The sequence below is a fragment of the Brenneria izadpanahii genome (assembly GCF_017569925.1).
In the GTDB taxonomy this organism is placed as follows: Bacteria; Pseudomonadota; Gammaproteobacteria; order Enterobacterales; family Enterobacteriaceae; genus Brenneria; species Brenneria izadpanahii.
Map to the genome: position 1 here is coordinate 4,919,296 of NZ_CP050854.1, position 21,930 is coordinate 4,941,225.

General features: G+C 55.3%; 17 protein-coding genes. 5 read left to right on the plus strand and 12 right to left on the minus strand.

The features are described 5' to 3' along the window. Positions 1-74: 74 nt before the first annotated feature. The 7 genes from yhdP to csrD form a co-directional block, all read right to left on the minus strand. Positions 75-3,899, minus strand: a complete 3,825-nt coding sequence (gene yhdP / locus HC231_RS22010) for an AsmA2 domain-containing protein YhdP (RefSeq protein ID WP_208228785.1) — start codon at positions 3,897-3,899, stop codon at positions 75-77. 126 nt (positions 3,900-4,025) lie between these two features. Beyond that, a complete protein-coding gene (rng, locus tag HC231_RS22015) occupies positions 4,026-5,495 on the minus strand; it encodes a ribonuclease G (protein ID WP_208228786.1) in 1,470 nt (489 codons plus the stop codon). Next, a complete protein-coding gene (locus HC231_RS22020; protein ID WP_208228787.1) occupies positions 5,485-6,078 on the minus strand; it encodes a Maf family protein in 594 nt (197 codons plus the stop codon). Before HC231_RS22020 ends, rng begins: the two co-directional genes overlap by 11 nt. Positions 6,079-6,086: 8 nt before the next feature. Then, positions 6,087-6,575, minus strand: coding sequence for a rod shape-determining protein MreD (mreD, locus tag HC231_RS22025; RefSeq protein WP_208228788.1), 489 nt, complete (start codon positions 6,573-6,575; stop codon positions 6,087-6,089). Further along, entirely contained in the window at positions 6,572-7,549 is a 978-nt protein-coding gene (mreC, locus tag HC231_RS22030; RefSeq protein WP_208228789.1) for a rod shape-determining protein MreC, read from the minus strand. The genes mreD and mreC overlap by 4 nt, the downstream gene beginning before the upstream one ends. A 493-nt stretch (positions 7,550-8,042) precedes the next feature. Beyond that, the gene (gene mreB / locus HC231_RS22035) at positions 8,043-9,086 is read right to left on the minus strand and encodes a rod shape-determining protein MreB (RefSeq protein ID WP_009114770.1); all 1,044 of its coding nucleotides are present in this window, start codon (positions 9,084-9,086) and stop codon (positions 8,043-8,045) included. A 318-nt stretch (positions 9,087-9,404) separates the two neighbouring features. After that, positions 9,405-11,342 carry an RNase E specificity factor CsrD gene (csrD, locus tag HC231_RS22040; protein WP_208228790.1) on the minus strand — a complete coding sequence of 646 codons (1,938 nt, stop codon included), beginning with the start codon at positions 11,340-11,342 and terminating at the stop codon, positions 9,405-9,407. A 384-nt stretch (positions 11,343-11,726) separates the two neighbouring features. On the opposite strand from csrD, the gene msrP reads away from it, so the two are divergent. The 5 genes from msrP (at position 11,727) to accC (ending at position 15,899) form a co-directional block, all read left to right on the plus strand. Beyond that, positions 11,727-12,728 (plus strand): protein-methionine-sulfoxide reductase catalytic subunit MsrP, encoded by a 1,002-nt coding sequence (msrP, locus tag HC231_RS22045; protein ID WP_208228791.1) that lies wholly within the window; start codon positions 11,727-11,729, stop codon positions 12,726-12,728. A gap of 34 nt (positions 12,729-12,762) precedes the next feature. After that, on the plus strand, positions 12,763-13,362 hold the full coding sequence (gene msrQ / locus HC231_RS22050) for a protein-methionine-sulfoxide reductase heme-binding subunit MsrQ (RefSeq protein WP_208228792.1): 600 nt from the start codon (positions 12,763-12,765) through the stop codon (positions 13,360-13,362). A 231-nt stretch (positions 13,363-13,593) separates the two neighbouring features. Further along, complete coding sequence (gene aroQ / locus HC231_RS22055; protein ID WP_208228793.1) at positions 13,594-14,046, plus strand: type II 3-dehydroquinate dehydratase; 453 nt, start codon at positions 13,594-13,596, stop codon at positions 14,044-14,046. A 24-nt stretch (positions 14,047-14,070) separates the two neighbouring features. After that, a complete protein-coding gene (gene accB, locus HC231_RS22060) occupies positions 14,071-14,544 on the plus strand; it encodes an acetyl-CoA carboxylase biotin carboxyl carrier protein (RefSeq protein ID WP_208228794.1) in 474 nt (157 codons plus the stop codon). 11 nt (positions 14,545-14,555) lie between these two features. Next, positions 14,556-15,899 (plus strand): acetyl-CoA carboxylase biotin carboxylase subunit, encoded by a 1,344-nt coding sequence (accC, locus tag HC231_RS22065; protein WP_208228795.1) that lies wholly within the window; start codon positions 14,556-14,558, stop codon positions 15,897-15,899. Positions 15,900-16,007: 108 nt separating this feature from the next. Here the strand turns inward: accC and HC231_RS22070 are convergent, their stop codons facing one another. The 5 genes from HC231_RS22070 to HC231_RS22090 form a co-directional block, all read right to left on the minus strand. Beyond that, entirely contained in the window at positions 16,008-18,017 is a 2,010-nt protein-coding gene (locus HC231_RS22070) for a TonB-dependent receptor plug domain-containing protein (RefSeq protein WP_208228796.1), read from the minus strand. A 108-nt stretch (positions 18,018-18,125) separates the two neighbouring features. Continuing rightward, positions 18,126-18,953: a class I SAM-dependent methyltransferase gene (locus HC231_RS22075; RefSeq protein ID WP_208231476.1), complete on the minus strand. Its 828-nt coding sequence runs from the start codon at positions 18,951-18,953 to the stop codon at positions 18,126-18,128. 25 nt (positions 18,954-18,978) lie between these two features. Then, a complete protein-coding gene (locus tag HC231_RS22080; protein WP_208228797.1) occupies positions 18,979-19,737 on the minus strand; it encodes an ABC transporter ATP-binding protein in 759 nt (252 codons plus the stop codon). Continuing rightward, on the minus strand, positions 19,734-20,729 hold the full coding sequence (locus HC231_RS22085) for a FecCD family ABC transporter permease (RefSeq protein ID WP_208228798.1): 996 nt from the start codon (positions 20,727-20,729) through the stop codon (positions 19,734-19,736). The genes HC231_RS22080 and HC231_RS22085 overlap by 4 nt, the downstream gene beginning before the upstream one ends. Beyond that, positions 20,726-21,763 carry an ABC transporter substrate-binding protein gene (locus HC231_RS22090; protein WP_208228799.1) on the minus strand — a complete coding sequence of 346 codons (1,038 nt, stop codon included), beginning with the start codon at positions 21,761-21,763 and terminating at the stop codon, positions 20,726-20,728. Before HC231_RS22090 ends, HC231_RS22085 begins: the two co-directional genes overlap by 4 nt. Positions 21,764-21,930: the final 167 nt, after the last annotated feature.

A 21,930-nucleotide genomic window follows, 5' to 3' on the forward strand; every position in this document is an offset into this window, starting at 1 on the left:
GGGGAAACGCGGGATGAGACTGCTCACCTCCATCTATCGCCCCCGTCAATCGACCGGCATTGTGCTATTCGGACTTATTTCTTACTCGTTTCGCGCAGTACTTCCTGAATCTTCGGCTGATCAAGGCTACCGGAAATCTGGTAGCGGATCAGCGAAATTTTATTCCATAACGGCGCCAGCACCTTACTGGCGGCAAATACCGCGGCGCCCACCACCGGGTTTACGACAAATGCCGTCGCCACGCCGACCGTGGCCGAGATTTCCGGCGCAATTACCGCTTCCATATTGATCTGGCGGTTCGCCAGATCGACATCGCCCTTCATGGCGATATCCGCCTCCAGCCCATCAACCAGCATATCGTCGGTATGCAGAACGCCGTCCTTAATCCATGCGGTGCTGCGAATGGAGTCAAAGTAAAAACCGCGGCCAAAGGTATCGCTGAAATCAAGCTTCAGCTTGCGCAGCAACGCATCAAAGCTGACTAAGCGCAGCAGTTGCCCGGCCTGCCCCGTGCCCGCGTCGGCGATTTCGCCCTTGCCTATCCGCGTATGCAGTATGCCGCTCAGGCTGGCAATATCGGGCGCCCAGGGCTTACCATGCCAGTAAAGATCGTAATCAACATCGAAAGGCCCGGCACGCAGCGGCGTATCGACGCCAAACCATTCGGCATTCTGTATCAGGCTATCGCCCGATACCTTTCCTTTCAATGCGGTGCGGGCGCCTTCGGCGTTTTCCTGCCAGCTGCCATTCACCGTCAGACGCGCTTTACCCGTATCAATGACGCCGTTGCTTAACGTCAGCTTCTCTTTTTCCGGCTGCAGCGTTCCCTGAACCTGACCGAAATTCTGCCCGACGAACCAGCATTGATGGCAATTTATCTGTAGTGCGGGCCAATGTTCAAAGCTGATGCCTTGCTCATTCAGCGGCGATCGGTTCTCAGCCAGCGTGATGGGGTTAGTCGCTTCATCCCCCTTCCATTGAGGATTGTAGTAGAGATAGCGAATATCGCCGCGCCACACGCCACTGCCGGGTATATCAAGCGTCGCGTCGATCTCACGCCCCTTGACCTGCGCCTCTCTGCCGCCGCCCAGGGTATTTTTGCTGCTAATCGACAAATCGTGCCACTGCTGGCCCAGTAGTTGAAGCTCGGGCGTACGCACGGTGAGGTTAGCCGGCAGGCGGACGCGGCTGGCGGCGTCAGTAACGCTAGGGCTCAGCGACGACCGCGCGGAGGGCAGTAGCCCAAGCCAGCGTTCGCCATCCAACGCAGGAAGATCGAGAGCCAGAACCGACGTTTCCGGCAAGGGCGGCGGCGTTTTTGCGCCCCGGCGCAGCGCGCCGCGCGCCAGCGTCACCGTATCGCCTTTCAGCGACCACTGGCTGTTAAATCCATAATCCTTGCCGGCGTTGCCCTGCATCGTAAAGCCATTCAGGTCGCCCCGGGTTTTGATCTGCAACGACTGGCTCTCTCCCGCCGCTTTGTTCAACGGTGCAGGTAAGTGACTACTCACTTTGTCGAGAGCAGCCAGAATATCGACGCTATAAGCCGATTTACCGCCATGAGGCAGCGTCACGGATACCGCACTTTTCCAATCCGCGCTGCCGGAGAGATTATCGGCGACCAACTTCGGCAATCCTGGTAAACGGGAGGGTTGCCACGCCCCCTGAAGATTAACATTCACCTGAAACGCCTTATCCTGTTCTTCCGTTGTAAAATCCACCGTCATCGGCTGATTTAGCCAATTGGCCTGCAGCGTTTCGCTGCGCAGATTGCCGTTATCATAGTGGAACTTACCGGTCAGATTTTTTATCGTGGAGGATAAGGGCTTGATGTAAAGGCCGTTGTTATTTAACGCGATATCTCCGCTGGCTTTAACTTCCTCGCCGTCCAGCGGAATATCCAGATGCAGCGACCCTGTTACCGCGCCGTCAATTTGCAACGCTTCAAGCGCGGCCCCCAGCGAGGATTTCATCGGCGTCTGTTGGAAATAATCGCCGATGTCCGATCCCAGCCCTTCTAACTCAGCGTCGATCAGCAAGCGCTCCTGGTGATAATCAGCAATGACCGCGCTGATATTCCTGCCATTCACGTTTCCCAACGAGGTTTGCGGCGCCAGCATCCACAAGCCGTTATTGGCAAAATCAAGATCGATATCCAGTTGCGTTAACGCAGGCCAGCCGGGCTGAAACTCAAAGGTCGAATTTTTGACCGGCGCCCAGACTTCAAATTGCCCTTCGTTGTGGGCGTAGGGGAAATGCTGTGGGTCGCCCGCGAAGATCAGCGTGCCGTTATCCACATACCCGCCCTTCAGCGCGCCGGTCAGGTAATCCATCAGCTTCGTTCCCATAAAGGGTTCAGGGTAATAGCGCCAGGCGTCGGCGGCATCCGTCAAACGCAGACCAGCCAGAATATCCAGCCTTGGCTCCCCTTTTTCAGGATGCTGATAATGGAAATCGCCGTTTACCCATAGCGATCTAGCCTGGACGTCCAACCCATGGCTCCATAGCTCCCATCCCTGACTGTCGTAACGCCAGTTAATCGCGCCGCTGGCCTGTTTGATTTCCAGCGGCGCCCGGAACATGCTTTCATAAGGCAGCGAACTGTCGCCCAGCGCCAGCTCCAACCGTCCTCGTTCGGCGCTGCCGCTCACGGCTCCCGAAAAATTCGCCATTCCCGGTAAACGCTGCCACGCTTGCCAGCTCACGTCATGCCATTTGGCCTGGAAACGGCTTTTCTCCGGCTGCCGCAAGGGAATGTCGATGGCCAGAGAATCAAGCATGCCTTTTGGCTGCAGCCCATCCCAGCGGCTTTTCAACGTGGGCGTGGTCGTGGATAGCAGCGGCAACACGGTTCCCAAACGCTTCAGATCCAAATTACCGGCTCGAATGCGTAATTCCTCCTGCGCGTCCGTACCCTGCGGATGTTCGCCCTTCGGCAGCCAAAGGGCCGACAATTGCCCCTTCGGCCAGGAAACCCCATCAGTCGCCAGATTCAGCGCCGGCACCGCAAGCTGCCAGCCATTATCCTGGCGATCGGCGTGCAGCACCATATCCTCAACGTTCAGATGGTGGGTTTCTTCATCCTCGGCCCAGGAAGCGGTTCCCCGATGAAGAAATACGTCCGCGCCATGAATATCGCCGCCGTTGACCTTGAGCCAGGCCGACAGGCTGAAATCAGCGCTTTCCAATCCGGTATTACTTTTCATCCAGCGGCTCAACCAGGGCTTCATGTCGATATTGTCGGCCTGTAGATAGATCGTGCCGTCATTAAGCCGCCCCTGCGCATCGTCCAAATCCATCCTCATCTGCACCACGCCATGCTGGCCGTTAAAGCTCGATAGGCTGATCAACCCTTCGGCGCGGTGGCGTTGGTCGCTATTCAGCCAGGTCAGTTGGGGGATGCTGAACTCGGCGCGCGCGCCGGAGGGCGTTAGAAAAGAGAGATGGCTGTCGCGCAGGTCGAAGTGATCAAACTGGCGCAGGAAAAGGTCATTCAGCCTGCCGGACTCCATCAGATCGCCATCCTGACGCTCTCCGGTCAGCGTGGTATTAAGATCGAGCTGTAGCTGATAAAAAGTGAGATCGCGGAACTGCCAGCGCCAATGCAGCAAGGATTGCCAGACATCCAGCGCCAGGGTAATGCGCTCGGCGCGCCAATCCGACTCCGGCAGGGTGGTTTGAAATTTTTCGAGTTCCAGCGAGGGGCCGAAAGACTCCCAGCTACCTTTAAGCGAGCCGATCTCCAGTGGAACCCCTGTGGCAGACTGAGCCCATGCGACCAACTGAGGCCGGAAGTAATCGAGCTGTGGCAGCACCAATCTTAAACCGCTGACTAACAGCGCAACAATCACGATAAGAGTGGCGCCCGTTACTAACAATATTCCGGGCAGTCGCCTCACGTATTTCTCCTTGTTTTCGTCACTGACGACGAGCGAAAGCCGTTTTCTCAGGGGATCGGTATGCTGTCGCCAACCATGCTCATGCCCGGGAAGGCGAGTACATAGCTGACATGAATCGCAAGCTAATTACATCATGACAACGTCGAACTGTTCCTGACTATACAATGGTTCAATCTGTACTTTGACCTGTTTGCCGACGAAGATTTCCACTTCGGCCAGCGCATGAGACTCTTCGCTTTTCAGCGCCTCTCCTACCGCCGGCGATGCATACACCAGGAAGCGATCGGTATCATAAGCATGATGAACGCGCACAATCTCGCGCATAATCTCGTAGCAGACGCTTTCAACCGTTTTCACCGTGCCGCGCCCGTGGCAAGTGGGGCATTCGTTACATAATACGTGCTCTATACTCTCACGGGTTCGTTTACGCGTCATCTCCACTAATCCTAGTTGAGAGAAACCATTAATACTGGTTTTTACCCGATCTTTACTTAACGCCTGTTCCAGAGAATGCAGTACGCGGCGACGGTGGTCTTCATTGTTCATATCGATGAAGTCGATGATGATGATTCCGCCGAGATTACGCAGGCGCAATTGCCGCGCAATCGCCTGAGTCGCTTCGATATTGGTATTAAAAATGGTTTCATCCAGATTACGATGGCCGACGAACGCCCCGGTATTGATATCGATGGTGGTCATGGCTTCGGTCTGATCGATAATCAGATAACCGCCTGATTTCAATTCAACTTTTCTTTCCAGCGCCCGCTGGATTTCATTTTCCACGTCAAACAGATCAAAAATGGGCTGCTTGCCGGAGTAATGCTCCAGCTTGTTGGTCATTTCGGGAATATATTCCGCCGTAAACTCCAGCAGCGAGTCGTAGGTCAGTTTGGAATCCACGCGGATGCGATCCAGCGACGCGCCGGCGAAATCACGCAGGATCCGCTGCGCCAGCGCGACTTCGCCATAGAGCTTATATTTGGTCTGATTGCGTTTTTTCCGCTCCATGACCTTACTCCACAGCCGCTTCAAAAACGCCGCATCCTGAGCTAGCTCTTCCTCGCCGATCCCTTCCGCCGCGGTACGGATAATGAAGCCGCCGTTCTCATCGCAATAGTCCGCGACCGTTTTCTTTAAACGCTCACGCTCGACTTCGCTTTCAATGCGCTGTGAAACCCCGACATGCGAGGCGCCCGGCATAAAGACCAGATAACGCGAAGGCAGGGTGATATCCGTTGTCAGACGGGCGCCTTTGGTGCCCAGCGGATCTTTAACCACCTGCACCATCAGATCCTGCCCCTGGCGAACCAGTTCGGCGATGTCGCGCACATGAAAGTTTTTCTGTTCGTCACCGGCAACGCATTCCGTATGCGGCATAATATCGGACGCATGCAGGAATGCGGCCTTATCCAGACCTATATCCACAAAGGCGGCCTGCATCCCCGGCAAGACCCGGCTAACCCGGCCTTTATAGATATTACCGACGATGCCGCGTTTGGCTTCACGCTCAATATGGATTTCCTGCAAAATGCCGCCGTCGATATAAGCAACCCGCGTCTCTGACGGCGTAACGTTTACCAGTAACTCAGCAGTCATGTTTTCCTCTTGCAATCCGCAACGCAGCAAAATTACTGAACAACTCATAGGTTTCCACCAGCGGTAAGCCTACCACCGCGTGGTAACTTCCCTTGATTGCCTTAACAAAGCATCCGCCTTTACCCTGAATGCCATAAGCGCCGGCTTTATCCATCGGCTCGCCGCTGGCGATATAATGCTCGATATCCTGACGGGAAAGTGTGCGAAAGACGACATCAGTAACAACAAGGCTGCTTAAAATATCGTGTTTATCCGCCAATGCCACGGCGGTCATCACCTGATGCCGTTGCCCGGACAACTGGGTAAGCATCTGTGCAGCATGAGCCTCATCCCTGGGTTTTTCCAGCACTTGTCCATTCAATACCACAATAGTATCGGCTCCCAGCACCGGTAAATCCGTGGGCGCGGCCAATACGCCAGCCGCCGCTTTTTCATGGGATAGCCGGCGAACATAGGTTTCCGCTGCTTCATTCGGCAAACGCCGCTCTTCCACCGCCACGCTCAAATGAGCGAAAGGGATATCGAGCAACGCCAGTAGTTCTCGCCGGCGGGGAGAAGAAGATGCCAGATAAAGTTGAGTCATGAACAGCCTTATTGCACGGTGAACTGACGGCGTATTTTGCGCATCAGCAGGAACAGCCACGGCCAGAGCACGCCGTCGACCACGCTATTCCAAAACGTCTCCGGACGAAAAGCGATGTTGATCACCAAAAATTCCGCCCAGAACACAATCAAATCCATCAACAATGAAAGCAGCATTACGATCAACGCCTGCTGCCATAGCGCCATATTACGGAACAGCTGAAATTTAAACGCCACCAGGTAGGCGACGATACTCAGCGCCAGCGCCCGCACGCCCAATGTCGATCCCAAGATCAGATCCATGATCATGCCCAGCACAAATCCGGTTCCCACGTTAACCCGATGCGGCAACGCCATAACCCAATAAATAAGGAACAGCGTCAGCCATGAAGGGCGATACATATAAATCTGCTCCGGCCACGGCATAATCTGCAAGACCATCGCGATCAAAAAAGAGAGCCAGATAATCCAGTTACCATTTCTGCGGTAGCGATTCATGGGCGTGCTCCGGCAGGCGGCTCGGCGGGATCGGCGGCCGGCTGCGGCGGCCCCATCTCATCCGGAGAAGGCAATACCTGGGGCATCATCTGCATCAGCCGTTCATTGGCGACGCGGTGCACCTCTCCCGGCGGTAAGGCCGCGCCTGAATTTTTTTCCACGCCCCACAGCAGCAGCAGATAGCGTAAACGCTGCAAACCGGCTGTCGGATGCGCCTGAATTACAGTATAGGCCCGTTGAGTATCAATTTTTACCGATGAAACCACCGCAACGGGATAGCCTTCGGGGAATCGGCCGCCCAATCCGGACGTTACCAGCACATCGCCAACGCGAATGTCGGTATTATTCGGCAGGTGTTCCAACTGTAGATCGTCAGTACAGCCATTCCCGGCGGCAATCACGCGGATATCGTTGCGCAGCACCTGAATAGGCAACGCATGGGAAACATCGCAAATCAGCAAAATCCGGCTGGTAAACTGTCCGACCGCCACAACCTGGCCGACCACGCCTTTGTCGCTGATAACCGGCTGTCCTTCATACACGCCGTTAACCCGGCCCTTATCAATGACCACCTGATCGCTATACGGATCGGTGCCCGCCGATATGACCTGGGTAACCATTTTCTGTTCATCCTGACGCAGCGGCGAGCCGAGCAGTTCACGTAACCGGGCATTTTCTTGTTTTAGTTGTCCCAGCAACAATAAATCGCTGTTTTTCAGCAGCAACTCCTGGCGCAACGCGGTATTTTCCAACTTCAGTTGTTCGCGAGTGGCCAAAGATTCAGACATGTTATCCAGCACCTGGCGCGGGCCATTTGCCAGAAAATAGAAGGGGCTGACGGCGGTATCCATGTACGTTCTGATGTGAACGAACGCACCAAGCCGGCTGTCGGCAATGATCACAGAAATCGCGGTAACGACAGCAAGGAAAAGTCGTAGTTGCAGGGAAGGCCCCCTGCTAAAAATCGGCTTCATAAAATTTGCGTATTCCTCGACAGCAATAAATCGCCTGGAGCGATTTTCAACAACGCGAAACATTGGCCCGCAGGGCGGCAGGCAGGGGCCGGCCGTAACAATCGCCCATCGCGTTTTGAGTCTGCCGACAAACGGTTCTCCCACTGTCGTCCCCGCGAAGGCGGGAACCGGCCCCATCCAACATGCCTGGATTAGAGATTCCCGCCCAAACGGGAATGATGAAGTCGGAGGTTTTGCCATTCATTACCCCCGCCCAGCCGCCGCATCAGGGACGGAGCTAATCCATTAAGACCTTCTTCCCTACCAGCCAGGAAGAAGACGGCGCGGGGTTATGAACCAGAAGATTCGCCAACAGCCTGAACGTTTTTAAACGCTCTACAGCAACGGCCCGCAAGGCCGCTTCTCACGGATGAGACGAGTAAAAAAAGGGCTGCCGTCCGGGATGAAGAACATACCGGTTCATCCGCTCGGCCTCCCTTTTCCCCTGGTCGGATTATTCTTCGCTGAACAAATCGCCACCGTGCATGTCGATCATTTCCAGCGCCTTACCGCCGCCGCGAGCCACGCAGGTCAGCGGATCTTCAGCCACCACGACAGGAATTCCCGTCTCTTCCATCAGCAGACGGTCCAAATTACGCAGCAACGCGCCGCCGCCGGTCAACACCATGCCCCGCTCGGAAATATCAGAAGCCAGTTCCGGCGGACATTGTTCCAGCGCCACCATTACCGCGCTGACAATGCCCGTCAACGGCTCCTGCAACGCTTCCAGAATTTCATTGGAGTTCAGATTAAAGCCGCGCGGCACGCCTTCCGCAAGGTTACGTCCGCGAACTTCGATTTCGAGCACTTCATCGCCCGGATACGCCGAACCGATCTCATGCTTGATGCGCTCTGCCGTCGCTTCGCCGATCAGCGAGCCGTAATTACGGCGGACATAGTTGATAATCGCTTCATCAAAGCGGTCGCCGCCGATGCGTACGGAAGAGGAATACACCACGCCATTCAGTGAAATAACGGCGACTTCGGTAGTACCGCCGCCGATATCCACCACCATGGAGCCGGTCGCTTCCGAAACCGGCAGGCCCGCGCCAATCGCGGCGGCCATCGGCTCTTCAATCAGAAACACTTCCCGCGCCCCGGCGCCCTGGGCGGACTCGCGAATGGCGCGACGCTCTACCTGCGTCGCCCCGACCGGCACGCAGACCAATACGCGCGGGCTCGGACGCATAAAGCTATTGCTGTGCACCTGCTTGATAAAGTGCTGCAACATTTTTTCGGTCACAAAGAAGTCGGCAATAACGCCGTCCTTCATCGGACGAATGGCGGCGATATTACCGGGCGTGCGGCCCAGCATTTGTTTAGCGTCATGGCCTACGGCGGCTACGCTTTTCGGAGAACCGGCGCGATCCTGGCGAATAGCAACCACAGAGGGTTCATTCAGTACGATGCCCTGCCCTTTAACATAAATGAGGGTATTGGCGGTACCCAGGTCGATGGACAAGTCGTTGGAAAACATGCCACGAAATTTCTTAAACATAACTAAAGGATAATCCTGCAAGCTGGGGGCGAAAAATAAATTCGCCTACTTTACCAACCACACAAAGCAGCGACAAGGCACGAAAACGCTCTGCTTTGGTGAAAAAAGTCTGTGTCGCGCACATCGGATCCGGAAAGGAATGCAACCTGAAACGCGCCCTCTCTAAATAGCAAGGCAGAATACCACTTTCCACCCGGCGGAATAGCACTAACACAGGACATAAAATCTGACATTTAACCGGATTGCCGCTAATGTGAGCACACACTAACTTAATCGACGGCCGACTCATTCTACGTCAATTCGCGCTGGACTTTTACACTAAACACGATAGTGCGGTGAATATTTTTTCAACTCATCGCTTACCGGTAGCGAAGCGGCAAAAAAATCGCCCTGTCCGCCGTAAACGCCCTTATCCAATAACGTCCGCCACTCTTGCTTCGTCCGAACGCCGGCGGCGAAAACTTTAGTCTGCGAGCCCTTGCAGGCTTCCGTCAGACTTTGCACAAACAACTGATTTTCCGGGCGTCGCTCAATGCTGCGCACCAAGCCCGGATGAAGCTTAATCACTTCCACCTGCAGCGACTTTATATAAGTCGTGCTGACCAGCGTCAATCCCGCCTGAGTGACCGCCAGACGGCAGCCGAAACCCTGGATAAGATGCAGCGCCGAACGCAAACGGCCGATATATTGACAGACGTCGGCCTCTGCAAGTTCAAATAAAATGCATTGTCGTTGTTTTTTAGGGCATTGCATCAGAATTTCCTGTAACCAGCTCAGAAACGTCTTTTGCAAAAGTGAGTCCACACTAACCGGAATAGCCAGGGTTTCATCAGGCCAACTGGCCGATAATGCGATGATCCGGGAGACCAGTTGCCGATCATAACTGACGGTCAGGCCCAATTGCTGCACCAGCGGCATGTACTCCGCGGCCAGCAGCTCTTGCGTACCGTCATAGATGCGGCTCATCATTTCACGATGATGGAGCACGCCTTCCTTCGTCACCGCCGGTTTCTGATACAACCGCGGCCCCCCTCGGGCCAATGTCTGTTCCAGCAGCGTGCGCCATTTCACGCTGCCGCGGCCTTTATCCGGCACCTGGCGGTCAAAGACACACCAGCCGTTGCCGCCTTGCAGCACCGCGTTGCGCGTGGCGTCTTCCACGCTTTCCATCACCTGCTCCGAACTTTGCCCGCTGCGATAGGCGCAAATGCCGATATGCAGCATATCCTCACGATCGATCAACGGCGTGACGGGCAGGATATCAATGGCTTTGACCAATTGCGCCGCAATATTGTCCGCCTCTTTCAAGGTGCGGTGCGGTAATAACACCGTGAAATCGCTGTTGAAATAACGCGCCAGAAGCGCCGACGGATAGCGCATCACAAACGTCGACAGCAAATTCACCAGCGTAAAGCTATATTCCTGAATCTCGCCGCCGTAGCCATGCGTTTCCTGCAAGGTTTCAAAATCGGGCAGACGAATCATCATCACAACGCCGTGCGTACCGACGTTTTCAATATCTTCCAACTGCGTCGCCAGCTGGTTGTCAAAAAACAGACGATTACTCAGCCCGGTTTCCGCATCCTGAGCCGCAAAGGCACGAATCAGGGTATCGACCCGGCCGCGCTCTTCCCGGGCTTCGAGCAGGTCAGCCAGCAGTTGATCGATAGCGCCGCTGGCGTTCATCGGCCACTCGCGCGCGGATCCGCGCATCACCTCCTCCCGCTCCCCGTTCAGAATTCGCCTGGCCCGCGCCTCAAGCTCTTTCTGCCCGGCCGTTTCACGATGCAGCCAGCGAATAAACAGATGCAGCGCCAGCATCGACAGACAGATAGCCAATGCCACCAACAGCGGAAACATCAGAAAATTCGGCGCCCCGATCAGCGGGTTGAGGAAAGTCGATACCACCACGATATCCGCATGGTGCGTCAGCGGGAGGTCGGTCTCGTGGTACAGAAAAGACCGATAGCGATCCGCATCGGACAGGCGTACCGAATACAGCACGGCGTCCGCATTCCGGATCTCCAACGCGACAACGCCCGCGGTTTTCATTATCGTCGGCAGCCAGTATTGGATATTTTCGGGCGATTGCGCCGAAAGCGCCCGATCAATACTGGACGCCATCTCGCTCAACTGTTGAGTCGCCCGTTGCTGACTATAGTAGAAGAGACTAAAAACGCTGCTGACAAGCATTAAGGCCATGGCTAACACCGTCAACAGCGTCATGCGCATGGTGAATTTGGTCGTAAATCCCATCCCTGCGTTCTACTCCTGATAAATGTTGTTTCTGCGGCTCTGCTGTCTTTTATCAGTCTGTATACTACCTGTACAAATATAGCCGCTAAATAGTTAAGTACCTTTTTATTCTGCCGCAAGAGAGCATACATGCACCCTCAGCTTCCCGAATAGCGAAATGGAATAATGCACCCCAAATCCGTGAACTTGATACGATTCAACGCCCAAAGGCAAGATAACGATAAGCCGCGGTGACCGCTTTCAGGCGTTAGCGCGTTATTCTGACAGATAGTCTTGTTACACCCTGCAAAAAACTATTTCTCTCCATCAATCGCGGTTTCCCTCCCGATTCATCTATAAATAGGTAGAGCGCCACCCCTAACCTACCCTGCGGGCAGAATACTTATGGCTAAAAATCGCAAGCTGACAGAGGCGGACGTCACGCCGGAGGCCATTTTCCACCAGCGTCGCCGCGTGTTGAAAGCGCTGGGCGTCACGGCCGCGACCCTGTCGTTGCCGCTATCGGCGCAGGCGGATTTGCTTGCCTGGTTTACAGGCGGCAATCGTCCCAAAGCCCCGCCGGGCAAACCGCTGTCGTTCACGCAGCCGGCGGACTGGCGGCTAAAGACGCCGCTCACGCCGGAAGATAAGGTCGCCGGTTACAACAATTTTTACGAATTCGGGATGGATAAGGCCGATCCGGCGGCCAATGCCGGCGGATTGAAAACGGCAGGCTGGGAAATACGGATTGACGGCGAGGTGGCAAAGCCCATCACGCTGGATATCGATGACCTGCTTAAGCGTTTCCCGCTGGAGGAGAGGATTTACCGTTTTCGCTGCGTGGAGGCCTGGTCGATGGTCGTGCCCTGGATCGGATTCGAGCTGGCGAAGCTAATCAAGTTTGCCGAACCCACCGGCAATGCCCGCTATATCGCCTTTCAAACGCTCTTCGATCCTGAGCAGATGCCGGGGCAGAAGAGCGGCTTTATGGGCGGCGGGCTTAACTATCCTTATGTTGAGGGGCTGCGGCTTGATGAAGCTATGCACCCCCTTTCGCTTCTGACCGTCGGCCTGTACGGCAAAACGCTGCCGCCGCAGAACGGCGCGCCAATCAGGCTGATGGCGCCGTGGAAATACGGCTTTAAGAACATCAAATCCATCGTGCAGATCCGCTTCACCCGCGAGCGCCCGCCGTCGACCTGGAATTTGGCGGCTCCCGATGAATATGGTTTTTACGCCAATGTAAATCCGCACGTAGACCATCCCCGCTGGTCGCAGGCGACGGAGCGCGTAATCGGCGCCGGCGGTATTCTGGATGTACAACGGCAGCCGACGCTGTTGTTCAACGGTTACGCCGAGCAGGTCGCCTCGTTGTATCGGGGTTTGAACCTGCGGGAAAACTTCTGATTAATGCGGATAATAACAGTTGGATAAAACCTGAATGCGGCTAACACCACAACACCTGAAGCGGCTGAAAATCATACTCCATCTGGCGGCCTTTTTACCGCTGCCGTGGCTGATCCTGGCGGTCGATCAAGGATGGCTAAGCGCCGATCCGGCAAAAGATATCCAGCATTTCACCGGTCGAATGGCGCTGAAATTATTGCTTGCCACGCTGCTGATCGCGCCGCTGGCGCGTTACGGCGGGCAGCCGCTGCTTATTCGCTGCCGACGCCTGATCGGGCTATGGTGTTTCGCCTGGGCGACGCTGCATCTGGCGAGTTACGCGCTGTTTGAACTGGGGCTGAACCATCTGGCCTTACTGGGGGAAGAATTGCTCGCCCGGCCGTATTTAACGCTGGGGATCGCCAGTTGGCTGATTCTGCTGGCGTTAGCGCTCACCTCCCCCCGCATCGTGATGCGCAAGTTGGGATCCCGCTGGCAAAAACTGCATAACTTTATCTATCTGGTCGCAATTCTCGCACCGATACACTATCTTTGGTCAGTCAAAATAATCTCACCTCAACCCATTCTCTATGCACTGCTGGCGCTGGTCTTGTTACTATTACGTTATAAAAAATTCCGCCAATGGTGGCGATAAATCATCGTCACGTTGAACAGGCGGGCGCGGCTCCCGGCGGGACGCCGGTTGAATATCTCCGCAGATAAGACCAGTATTTAGCTGCGAATTGCGACGAAATGGTTATAATGCTCGACTTTGTTTTCAGCATCGGGCAATTTGCATCTGAAAGGTGACAAACGAATAGCTTCGCGCTATTTTGTGCGACATTGTTTTTTGCAATCTGGATCAATCGCGGGAGATAGCGGCACAATGGCAGGAAAGTTTCACATTTTGCTTTTAAATGGCCCGAACCTTAATCTGCTGGGAACCCGTGAGCCAGATAAATACGGCAAGACAACGCTGGCGGAAATTGTTAGCAATCTGGAAACACAGGCTCAGGCGTTGGACGTGCAGCTTTCTCATCTGCAATCCAATGCGGAGCATATTCTGATTGACAGAATCCATCAGGCCAGGGGAAATACGGATTTTATTTTGATTAATCCGGCGGCATTTACCCACACCAGCGTCGCGCTGCGCGACGCTTTGCTGGCGGTCGCCATCCCGTTTATCGAAATTCATTTGTCCAACGTGCATGCACGTGAGCCTTTCCGCCATCATTCCTATCTGTCTGATGTCGCGGTGGGCGTGATCTGCGGCTTAGGGGCAGATGGTTATAACTATGCGTTACAGACGGCGGTAAAACGCCTGTCTACCTCCAATTAAACAGAAGAGTACGGAACCACATCAATGGATATTCGTAAAATCAAAAAACTGATCGAACTGGTTGAAGAATCCGGCATCGCCGAACTGGAAATTTCCGAAGGTGAAGAATCAGTACGTATCAGTCGTGCCCCGGCAGCGCCAAGCTATCCCGTGATGCAGCAGGCCTACGTGCCGGCGCAACAACAGCCGGCGTTATCCTCCGCTGTTGCGCCTGTATCCGCGCCCGCCGTGGCGGAAACCGCCGCGGCGCCGGCAGCCATCAGTGGTCACATCGTTCGCTCTCCAATGGTTGGGACTTTCTACCGCACCCCGAGCCCTGATGCCAAAGCGTTTATTGAAGTAGGCCAGCAGGTCAATGTCGGCGATACGCTGTGCATTGTTGAAGCCATGAAAATGATGAACCAAATCGAAGCTGACAAAGCGGGCGTCGTCAAAGCGATTCTGCTCGACAACGGTCAACCGGTTGAATTTGACGAGCCGCTGGTTGTCATCGAATAACGGGGCTTACCATGCTAGATAAAATCGTTATCGCTAACCGCGGAGAGATTGCGCTGCGTATTTTGCGTGCCTGCAAAGAGCTGGGCATCAAAACCGTCGCCGTTCACTCCAGCGCGGATCGCGATCTGAAACACGTACTGCTGGCGGATGAAACCGTGTGTATCGGTCCGGCGCCGTCCACCAAAAGCTATCTGAATATCCCGGCGATCATCTCCGCCGCGGAAATCACCGGCTCCGCCGCTATTCACCCCGGCTATGGTTTTTTGTCGGAAAACGCTGACTTTGCCGAGCAAGTCGAGCGTTCCGGCTTTATTTTCATTGGCCCGCGCGCCGAAACCATTCGCCTGATGGGCGACAAAGTCTCCGCCATCAATGCCATGAAAAAAGCCGGCGTGCCTTGCGTTCCCGGCTCCGACGGCCCGCTGGACGGCGATATGGAAAAAAACCGCGCCTTCGCCAAACGTATCGGCTATCCGGTGATCATTAAGGCCTCCGGCGGCGGCGGCGGTCGCGGTATGCGCGTCGTACGCAGCGATAAAGAGCTGGAACAGTCCATCAATATGACCCGTGCGGAAGCCAAAGCGGCGTTCAACAACGACATGGTTTATATGGAAAAATATCTGGAAAATCCGCGTCACGTGGAAATTCAGGTATTGGCGGACGGCCAGGGCAACGCCATCTATCTGGCCGAGCGCGACTGCTCTATGCAGCGCCGTCACCAGAAAGTGGTGGAAGAAGCCCCCGCTCCGGGCATCACCGGCGAACAGCGCAAATTTATCGGCGAGCGCTGCGCAAAAGCCTGTCTCGACATCAACTATCGCGGTGCCGGCACCTTCGAATTCCTGTACGAAAACGGCGAGTTCTACTTCATTGAAATGAACACCCGTATTCAGGTGGAACACCCGGTTACCGAAATGATTACCGGCGTGGATTTGATCAAGGAGCAATTACGCATTGCCGACGGTCAGCCGCTGTCCATCAAGCAGGAAGACATTCACGTTCGCGGCCACGCGGTAGAATGCCGTATCAACGCCGAAGATCCGAATACCTTCCTGCCGAGCCCAGGTAAAATCACCCGCTTCCACGCGCCGGGCGGTTTCGGCGTGCGTTGGGAATCGCATATCTACGCCGGGTACACCGTACCGCCGTATTACGATTCCATGATCGGGAAATTGATCGCCTATGGCGAAACCCGCGAAGTGGCGATTGCCCGCATGAAAAATGCATTGGCTGAACTGATCATCGACGGCATCAAAACCAACGTCGAACTTCAGATGAAGATCATGAACGACGAAAACTTCCAGAAAGGCGGAACCAATATCCACTATCTGGAGAAGAAACTCGGTTTGCAGTAAAGCGGCATATCGCTGAAAGCCAAGGGAAAACACGGGGATGAGGTTAACGCTTACGCCGCCTCGCCCCGCGTTTCCCGATCTCGCCGCGATGAATTCGCGCCGCGGCGATTAATAGCGATAGGCGATCCCCAGCCAGTAGTTGCGGCCCTCTTCGACATACCCTTCCTGATAGGCGTATGCCTTATCAAACAAATTATTGATTGATGCGTTAACGCTGACTCCGCGCCCCAGGTCGTAATCCAACCGAACGCTGGTGACGGCGAATCCGCGCGTTTTATCGTTATTGTCCGAATTATTGAATCCCCAGCTACGCGCCTCTTCCATCACGGTGATACTGAACGACTCGACCGGCGTTACGGTAGCCCAGGCGAAAACCTTATGCTTTGGCAAATCCACGATATTGCCGATTTCCCGGCGCTTAACATCGCTGTGGATCAAGCCGTAATTTATCCCGACCGATAACCAATGTTCGATGTCGCCATGAATGCCCACGTCCAGACCATAGTAATCCACCCGGCCGCTGTTGCGATTCTGAATCAGGGTCGGCGCGATGTTATGCGACAAAATCGCATCCGATACCCGGTTATAGTACACGCCGGCATCAAAGCCCCAGCCGTCGGCAAGAGCGCCACGATAATTCAGCTCAACATTGCGCGCACGTTCGGCCTTCAGATCAGGGTTTACCAGCGCGTCCTGATTGCTCGCGGGTTTCGATGTCGTATAGCGTTCCTTCAGCGTTGGAAATCGGCTGCGCTCGGATAGCGAAAACTGCAATTCGTCCTGATTATCGAAGCGGTATTTCGTCATCATTTGCCAGTTAAAGGCATGCTGCTTATTTTGCTCATAGGTTGTTATCGAACCATCGGTTTCATGCTTCATGCCCTGCTTGCTATCTCGCCAGTCGTAACTGGCGCCAAACACCACGTCCAATTTATCGAGCGCGCTCCACTGGTATTCGCTTGCCATCGACCAGGTGCGATCTTTATAGCGATCATAGGGTGCGTTCCGCTCCCCTTTTTCACGGTGCACATCGTCTTTCCAGTGCAGAGCGAACGACAGCAAATCCGCCTCGCGCATATCGATTCCCAACTGCAACCCGGCGCCATTACTGAAATCCGCATAACGGCTGTAACTACCGTTTCCGCTCTTAAAATCCTCCAGCGTTCTGTACATCAGCAACGTATTTTCAAACTCATCGTGATAGAGGCGGCTTTTCAGCGTCACCCCGTCGGTTAACCGCGTCGTTCCCTGATAGTAATAGCTTGTTTTGTCATATTCAGGCCATTGCCAGTAACGCGCCGTCTGCGCCGGCGAGTTTCCGGCATAAGGCGGGGTATTTTTTTCGCCATCCAGCTTAATGTAAGTGAAAACATATTCGTCCGATTCCCGCGGAGTAAAACCGACTTTGACCATACCGCGTTTATCATCGTTGCCGGAATTCATCCGCTTACCTTCGCTGCCCGCCGCCGGATTATCCACGCCGTGAGGCAACCCGGCGAAACGCTGCTTCTGACGGCCGCCGCTTACCTGGAAAAAGCCCAAATCGCTTTTCCCTCCCAGCGACATGTCCATGTTGTAGGCGTTGTCCCGGCCGCGCGCCCAGCCCTGGCTCATACGAACGCTCGCTTCCAGCTCCTTTTTCGGCCGTAGCGTGGTGAGGTTAATTGCGCCCCCCATTTGATTCGGCCCCTGCAACAACGAGGCGTACCCTTTGGAAACCTCCACCGCCGCCAGGTCGGAAGCCTGAACGCGCCCCAGATCCAGATTACCGTCATAGGGCACATAAATCGGGACGCCATCAAGAAATACCGGAACCTGCCGGCTGTCAAAACCACGCACTTTCACCTGCTGTTCACTGCGGCTTCCCGATTTCTGCAAGGTCACGCCCGGCACCACGTTCAATGTCTCCGCCACATTACGACGATTCAACTGCTCAATCTGTTTCTGGGTGACGACATCATTGGTCGCTGCGACCGGGCTGCTCCAGACGGTCATTACATCTGTATCCCGCGAGTCGTCGGTCTCCGTTTCAGCGGCGGCCGGCGCGGGTGAGAGGGGTAACAAACCGAGGGGTAACAAACCGAGGGATAACATCCAGCTTAGTTTTTGTATTTGCATCACATTTCCCCTTTAGAATATATCGCTATGTTTTTTCTACATATTGATAGCGATTTACGCGTTTCCGATAAGGCAACCGGCCGGAAAAGGAGCATTACGATTTGGGTATCAGGACGACGCGAACGGCCGTCTCAACGCCACGGTATCCCAAAACACAAACGCCCAGTCCCGCGTTGGCGACACAAACGGCAGGTCATCATGCCGGTGCTGGTTGTAATAGTCTTTCAGACTCAGCATTTCACTCTCGCTTAATCCCCCCAACGACCAGGCGACGCCCTGGGCAAAGCGTTCGAACGTTTCGATCTGTCCCTGGCAATTTGGCCCGCGGATAAAATCTACCTTGGCGTGGATCCCCATCCGATAGAGGATATTCACCGCATAAATGTAATTTGGCAGAGAGGCGGAGGTTCGCCCGATGGCCGACAGGATCCGGGGATCGACAAAAGTGGGAGACACCGTATGCGTGGTATATACCCGCATACGGGCCTGCTGATTCAGCTTGTAAAGCGCCTGTTCCAAATCCATCACCAGCGTGGAACGCGACGCGACGGCGATATCGCACTCCGGCAGCCCCGACCAGTCATCTTCCCAGGCGCAATGGATAAACGTTGCATGGGTTACGCCCATGGCGGCCGCCCGCCGCCGCGCGACATCCAACATGCCCTCGCTGTAATCGATGCCGTAAACCTGTTCGAAGTGCGCGGCAACATTCAAACACACGGAACCCGGTCCGCAGCCGACGTCCAGTAAGGTTTGCGCGCCGGAGAAATCCATTTTGGCGGCGAACTGCTCCAGATACGGATCGCGCGGCGCGGCGCAGTTTTCCGCTATCTTTTGCGCGCGTTTATCCCAATGTTCCGGCGTTTTGGCCGTCCTGGCGGCACGCGCCAGATGCGCCCGATAGAGCGCGGAAAAATCAATCTCATCAATAATCATGTTCTTTTCCCCCAAATAAATGCCGTCAGGTTCGGAAATGCGCGTGAATGTCGCTTTCGTCCACGCCATAAAGCTCCGCCAGCCGAGCGGGCGTCAGCATGGCTTCGGGCAAGCCCTGTTGCGCGCCCGCGGAGGGGTACAACAGCACGACGCTTTCCGCCACGGCCATCGCATGCTGGGGATGATGCGTCGACATCAATATCGTCATGCCCAATTCTTTCAGCCGTTTAATATGCGCCAGCAGCTTAATCTGGTTGCCGAAGTCCAGACTCGCCGCAGGCTCGTCCATCACCAGCAGCGTGGGCTGCTGAGCCAGCGCGCGGGCAATCAGCACCAGTTGCCGCTCTCCGCCGCTCAGCGTGGCATACGGGCGTTGACTAAGGGATAAAATGCCGAGTTGGGACAACGCCTCTTCGGCCAGAGATATTTCCCGTTTCCCCGGTACGGAAAACAGCGACAACCGGGCATGGCATCCCATCAGCACCATATCCAATACGCGAAACGAAAATGGCGAATGATGAGCCTGAGGAACATAGGCCGCCACCCTGGCCAATTCCAGGGCGGACCAGCTCATTATCGGTTTCTCCGCTATCCATATTTGTCCGGAAAGCCTCGGAATCAGCCCCAATAACGTGCGCATCAACGTGGTTTTGCCGCTGCCGTTGGCGCCCAGCAGGCAGGTAATCCGTCCCGGCGGCAATGACAGCGAGACATTGCGATTCACGATCTTGCCGCCATATCCTACGTCAACCGCTTGGAGCGTCGCGACACCGGCGTCAATCATGATCTCCCCCCTCGCAACAGCAGCATCAGAAAGAACGGCGCGCCAATGGACGACGTCAAAATCCCCAGCGGCAATTCGATGGCGGCAAGAGTGCGCGCCAGCGTATCGGTTAACAGCAGCAGCAGCGCGCCCGCCGCCACGGACACCGGCAATAGCCGATTGAAATTATCCCCCACCATCAAACGGCAGATATGCGGCACCACCAGCCCTACCCAGCCGATAATGCCGGCAATCGAAACCGCGCTGGCGGTAATCAGAGTCGCAGACAGAATAAACAGCAGCCTGGTCCGGGGAATATTCAACCCAAGCGTACGCGCCTCATCATCAGGCAGGCTGAGCAGGTTCATGCGCCAGCGCAGCAATATCAGCGGCGTCATACCCAGTAATATCAACACCGCCGCGCCTTGCAAATCATGAGTGGTGATAGCGGAAAGCCCGCCTAACAGCCAGAACGTAATCGAAGGCAATTGCGTATAAGGATCGGCAAGGATCTTGATCAATGAGATCGCGGCGCCGCCCAACGATCCAATCGCCAGCCCGACTAAAACCAGCGCCAATACGGGATCGTGCCGCCGGGCCATCCGCGCGATCAGGCAAACCAGCGCGACCGCGCCCAATCCGCCCGCAAATGCCATCAGTTGGATCGGCAGGATCGGCAAGCCGAGGAAAATCCCCACCGTAGCGCCGACTCCCGCACCGGCGGAGACCCCAAGAATATCTGGAGAAACCAGCGGATTACGGAACATCCCTTGATAGGCCGCCCCTGCCGCCGCGAGTCCCGCGCCAATAAGGAGCGCCGCCAGCAGACGCGGCAAACGAATATTCCAGAAAACCGTCGCCTTACGGGGATCGATCGGCGTAGCTCCCCACGTTGAGGTAACAATCTGGATAACTTCGCGTAATGAAAGGGCATATTTTCCCACCAGCAATGCCAACAGCACGCCGCTGATAAGCAAAACGCCCAGCAGCAAAACGACATTGCGGGTGCTCATGCAGGCTCCAATAGTTGCTCAAGCAGCATGTCATTCAGCTCGGTATGATAAAACAGACGGAAAAACTCCCGAATATCCTCCGCAATATGCCGTGTCGCGCCACGATCAAAATAGCCTTGCAAACGGCGCAGCCCCAGTAATCGATTAACGCCCGGCGGCGAATCCAGCCAGCCAAACGGTTTCCAGGGCATCAAGATAACGCGCCGTTGCATAACCGCCTGAACGCCGCGCCAGAGGTCTGAACGAGTAATCTGCCGGTAACTCTGAATATCCTGCGTAATGACGACCTCAGGGTTCCAACTCAGAATTTGCTCCATCGACACCTGCGTCAGCGTACTCAATCCGCCTGCCGCGGCGACGTTTTCAAGCCCCAGCAGCTCTACGGCCTCCGTGTGGATCGAGCCGCGCAGCCCCGTTTCCAACCCCATTGCGCCGCGGGCGAAATAAAAACGCGGCTTCTCAGCATAGCGGCCGGCCCGGTAATCGGACGCATGGCGCAAAATCCGCTCGGCAAACTGCGCCTGCCGCTCCGCCCGCGCGTCCACATCCAGCAGCCGTCCTACTTGTCGGAGCTGGGAAGGCGTGTCCTGAAGCCCGCCGTCCACCAGCACGTAAGGTACGCCAGTCTGTTCCGCCACCCGTTGCGCCAGCGAGAGGTAAGTCTCATCGACATCGCCGCAATCAATGATGATGTCCGGATCCAGCGAGAGCAGCGTTTCCAACGACAGCGTACTACCGCGCCCTGAAAGACGCCCCAAACGCGGCAACCGTCGCACCGCATCGGTAAACAGGCTTCCCGTATCCCCGGACAGATCAAAAGACGACAGCCCCAGAAGTTTTTCAGGCGCGAGAGCCAATAGCAGCATGTCCGCCGGCGGCCCGGCGCTGATAACGCGCCGGATTTCATGGGGCGCGGGAAGCTGGCCGAAACGTCCGGCGATCCGATCGGAAGGCTGCGCGAAAACGGGAGGAAGAAGAGGCAAAGACGAAAATGCAGCCAAATACGACAAAAATGTACGCCTGCTGATTCCCATAATGTCACCAGAGTCGGATAATTATCGTTATGTGTTTTTTTATACTGCGGCGTGAATTATCACCCGCTGCGAACCATGTTCAACCGCCGGTATCACGTTTTCCTCAATTAGACTTATTCCTGATGATAAAAAATGACGGAAACGCGTTTTCTACGGCGGACAAAATC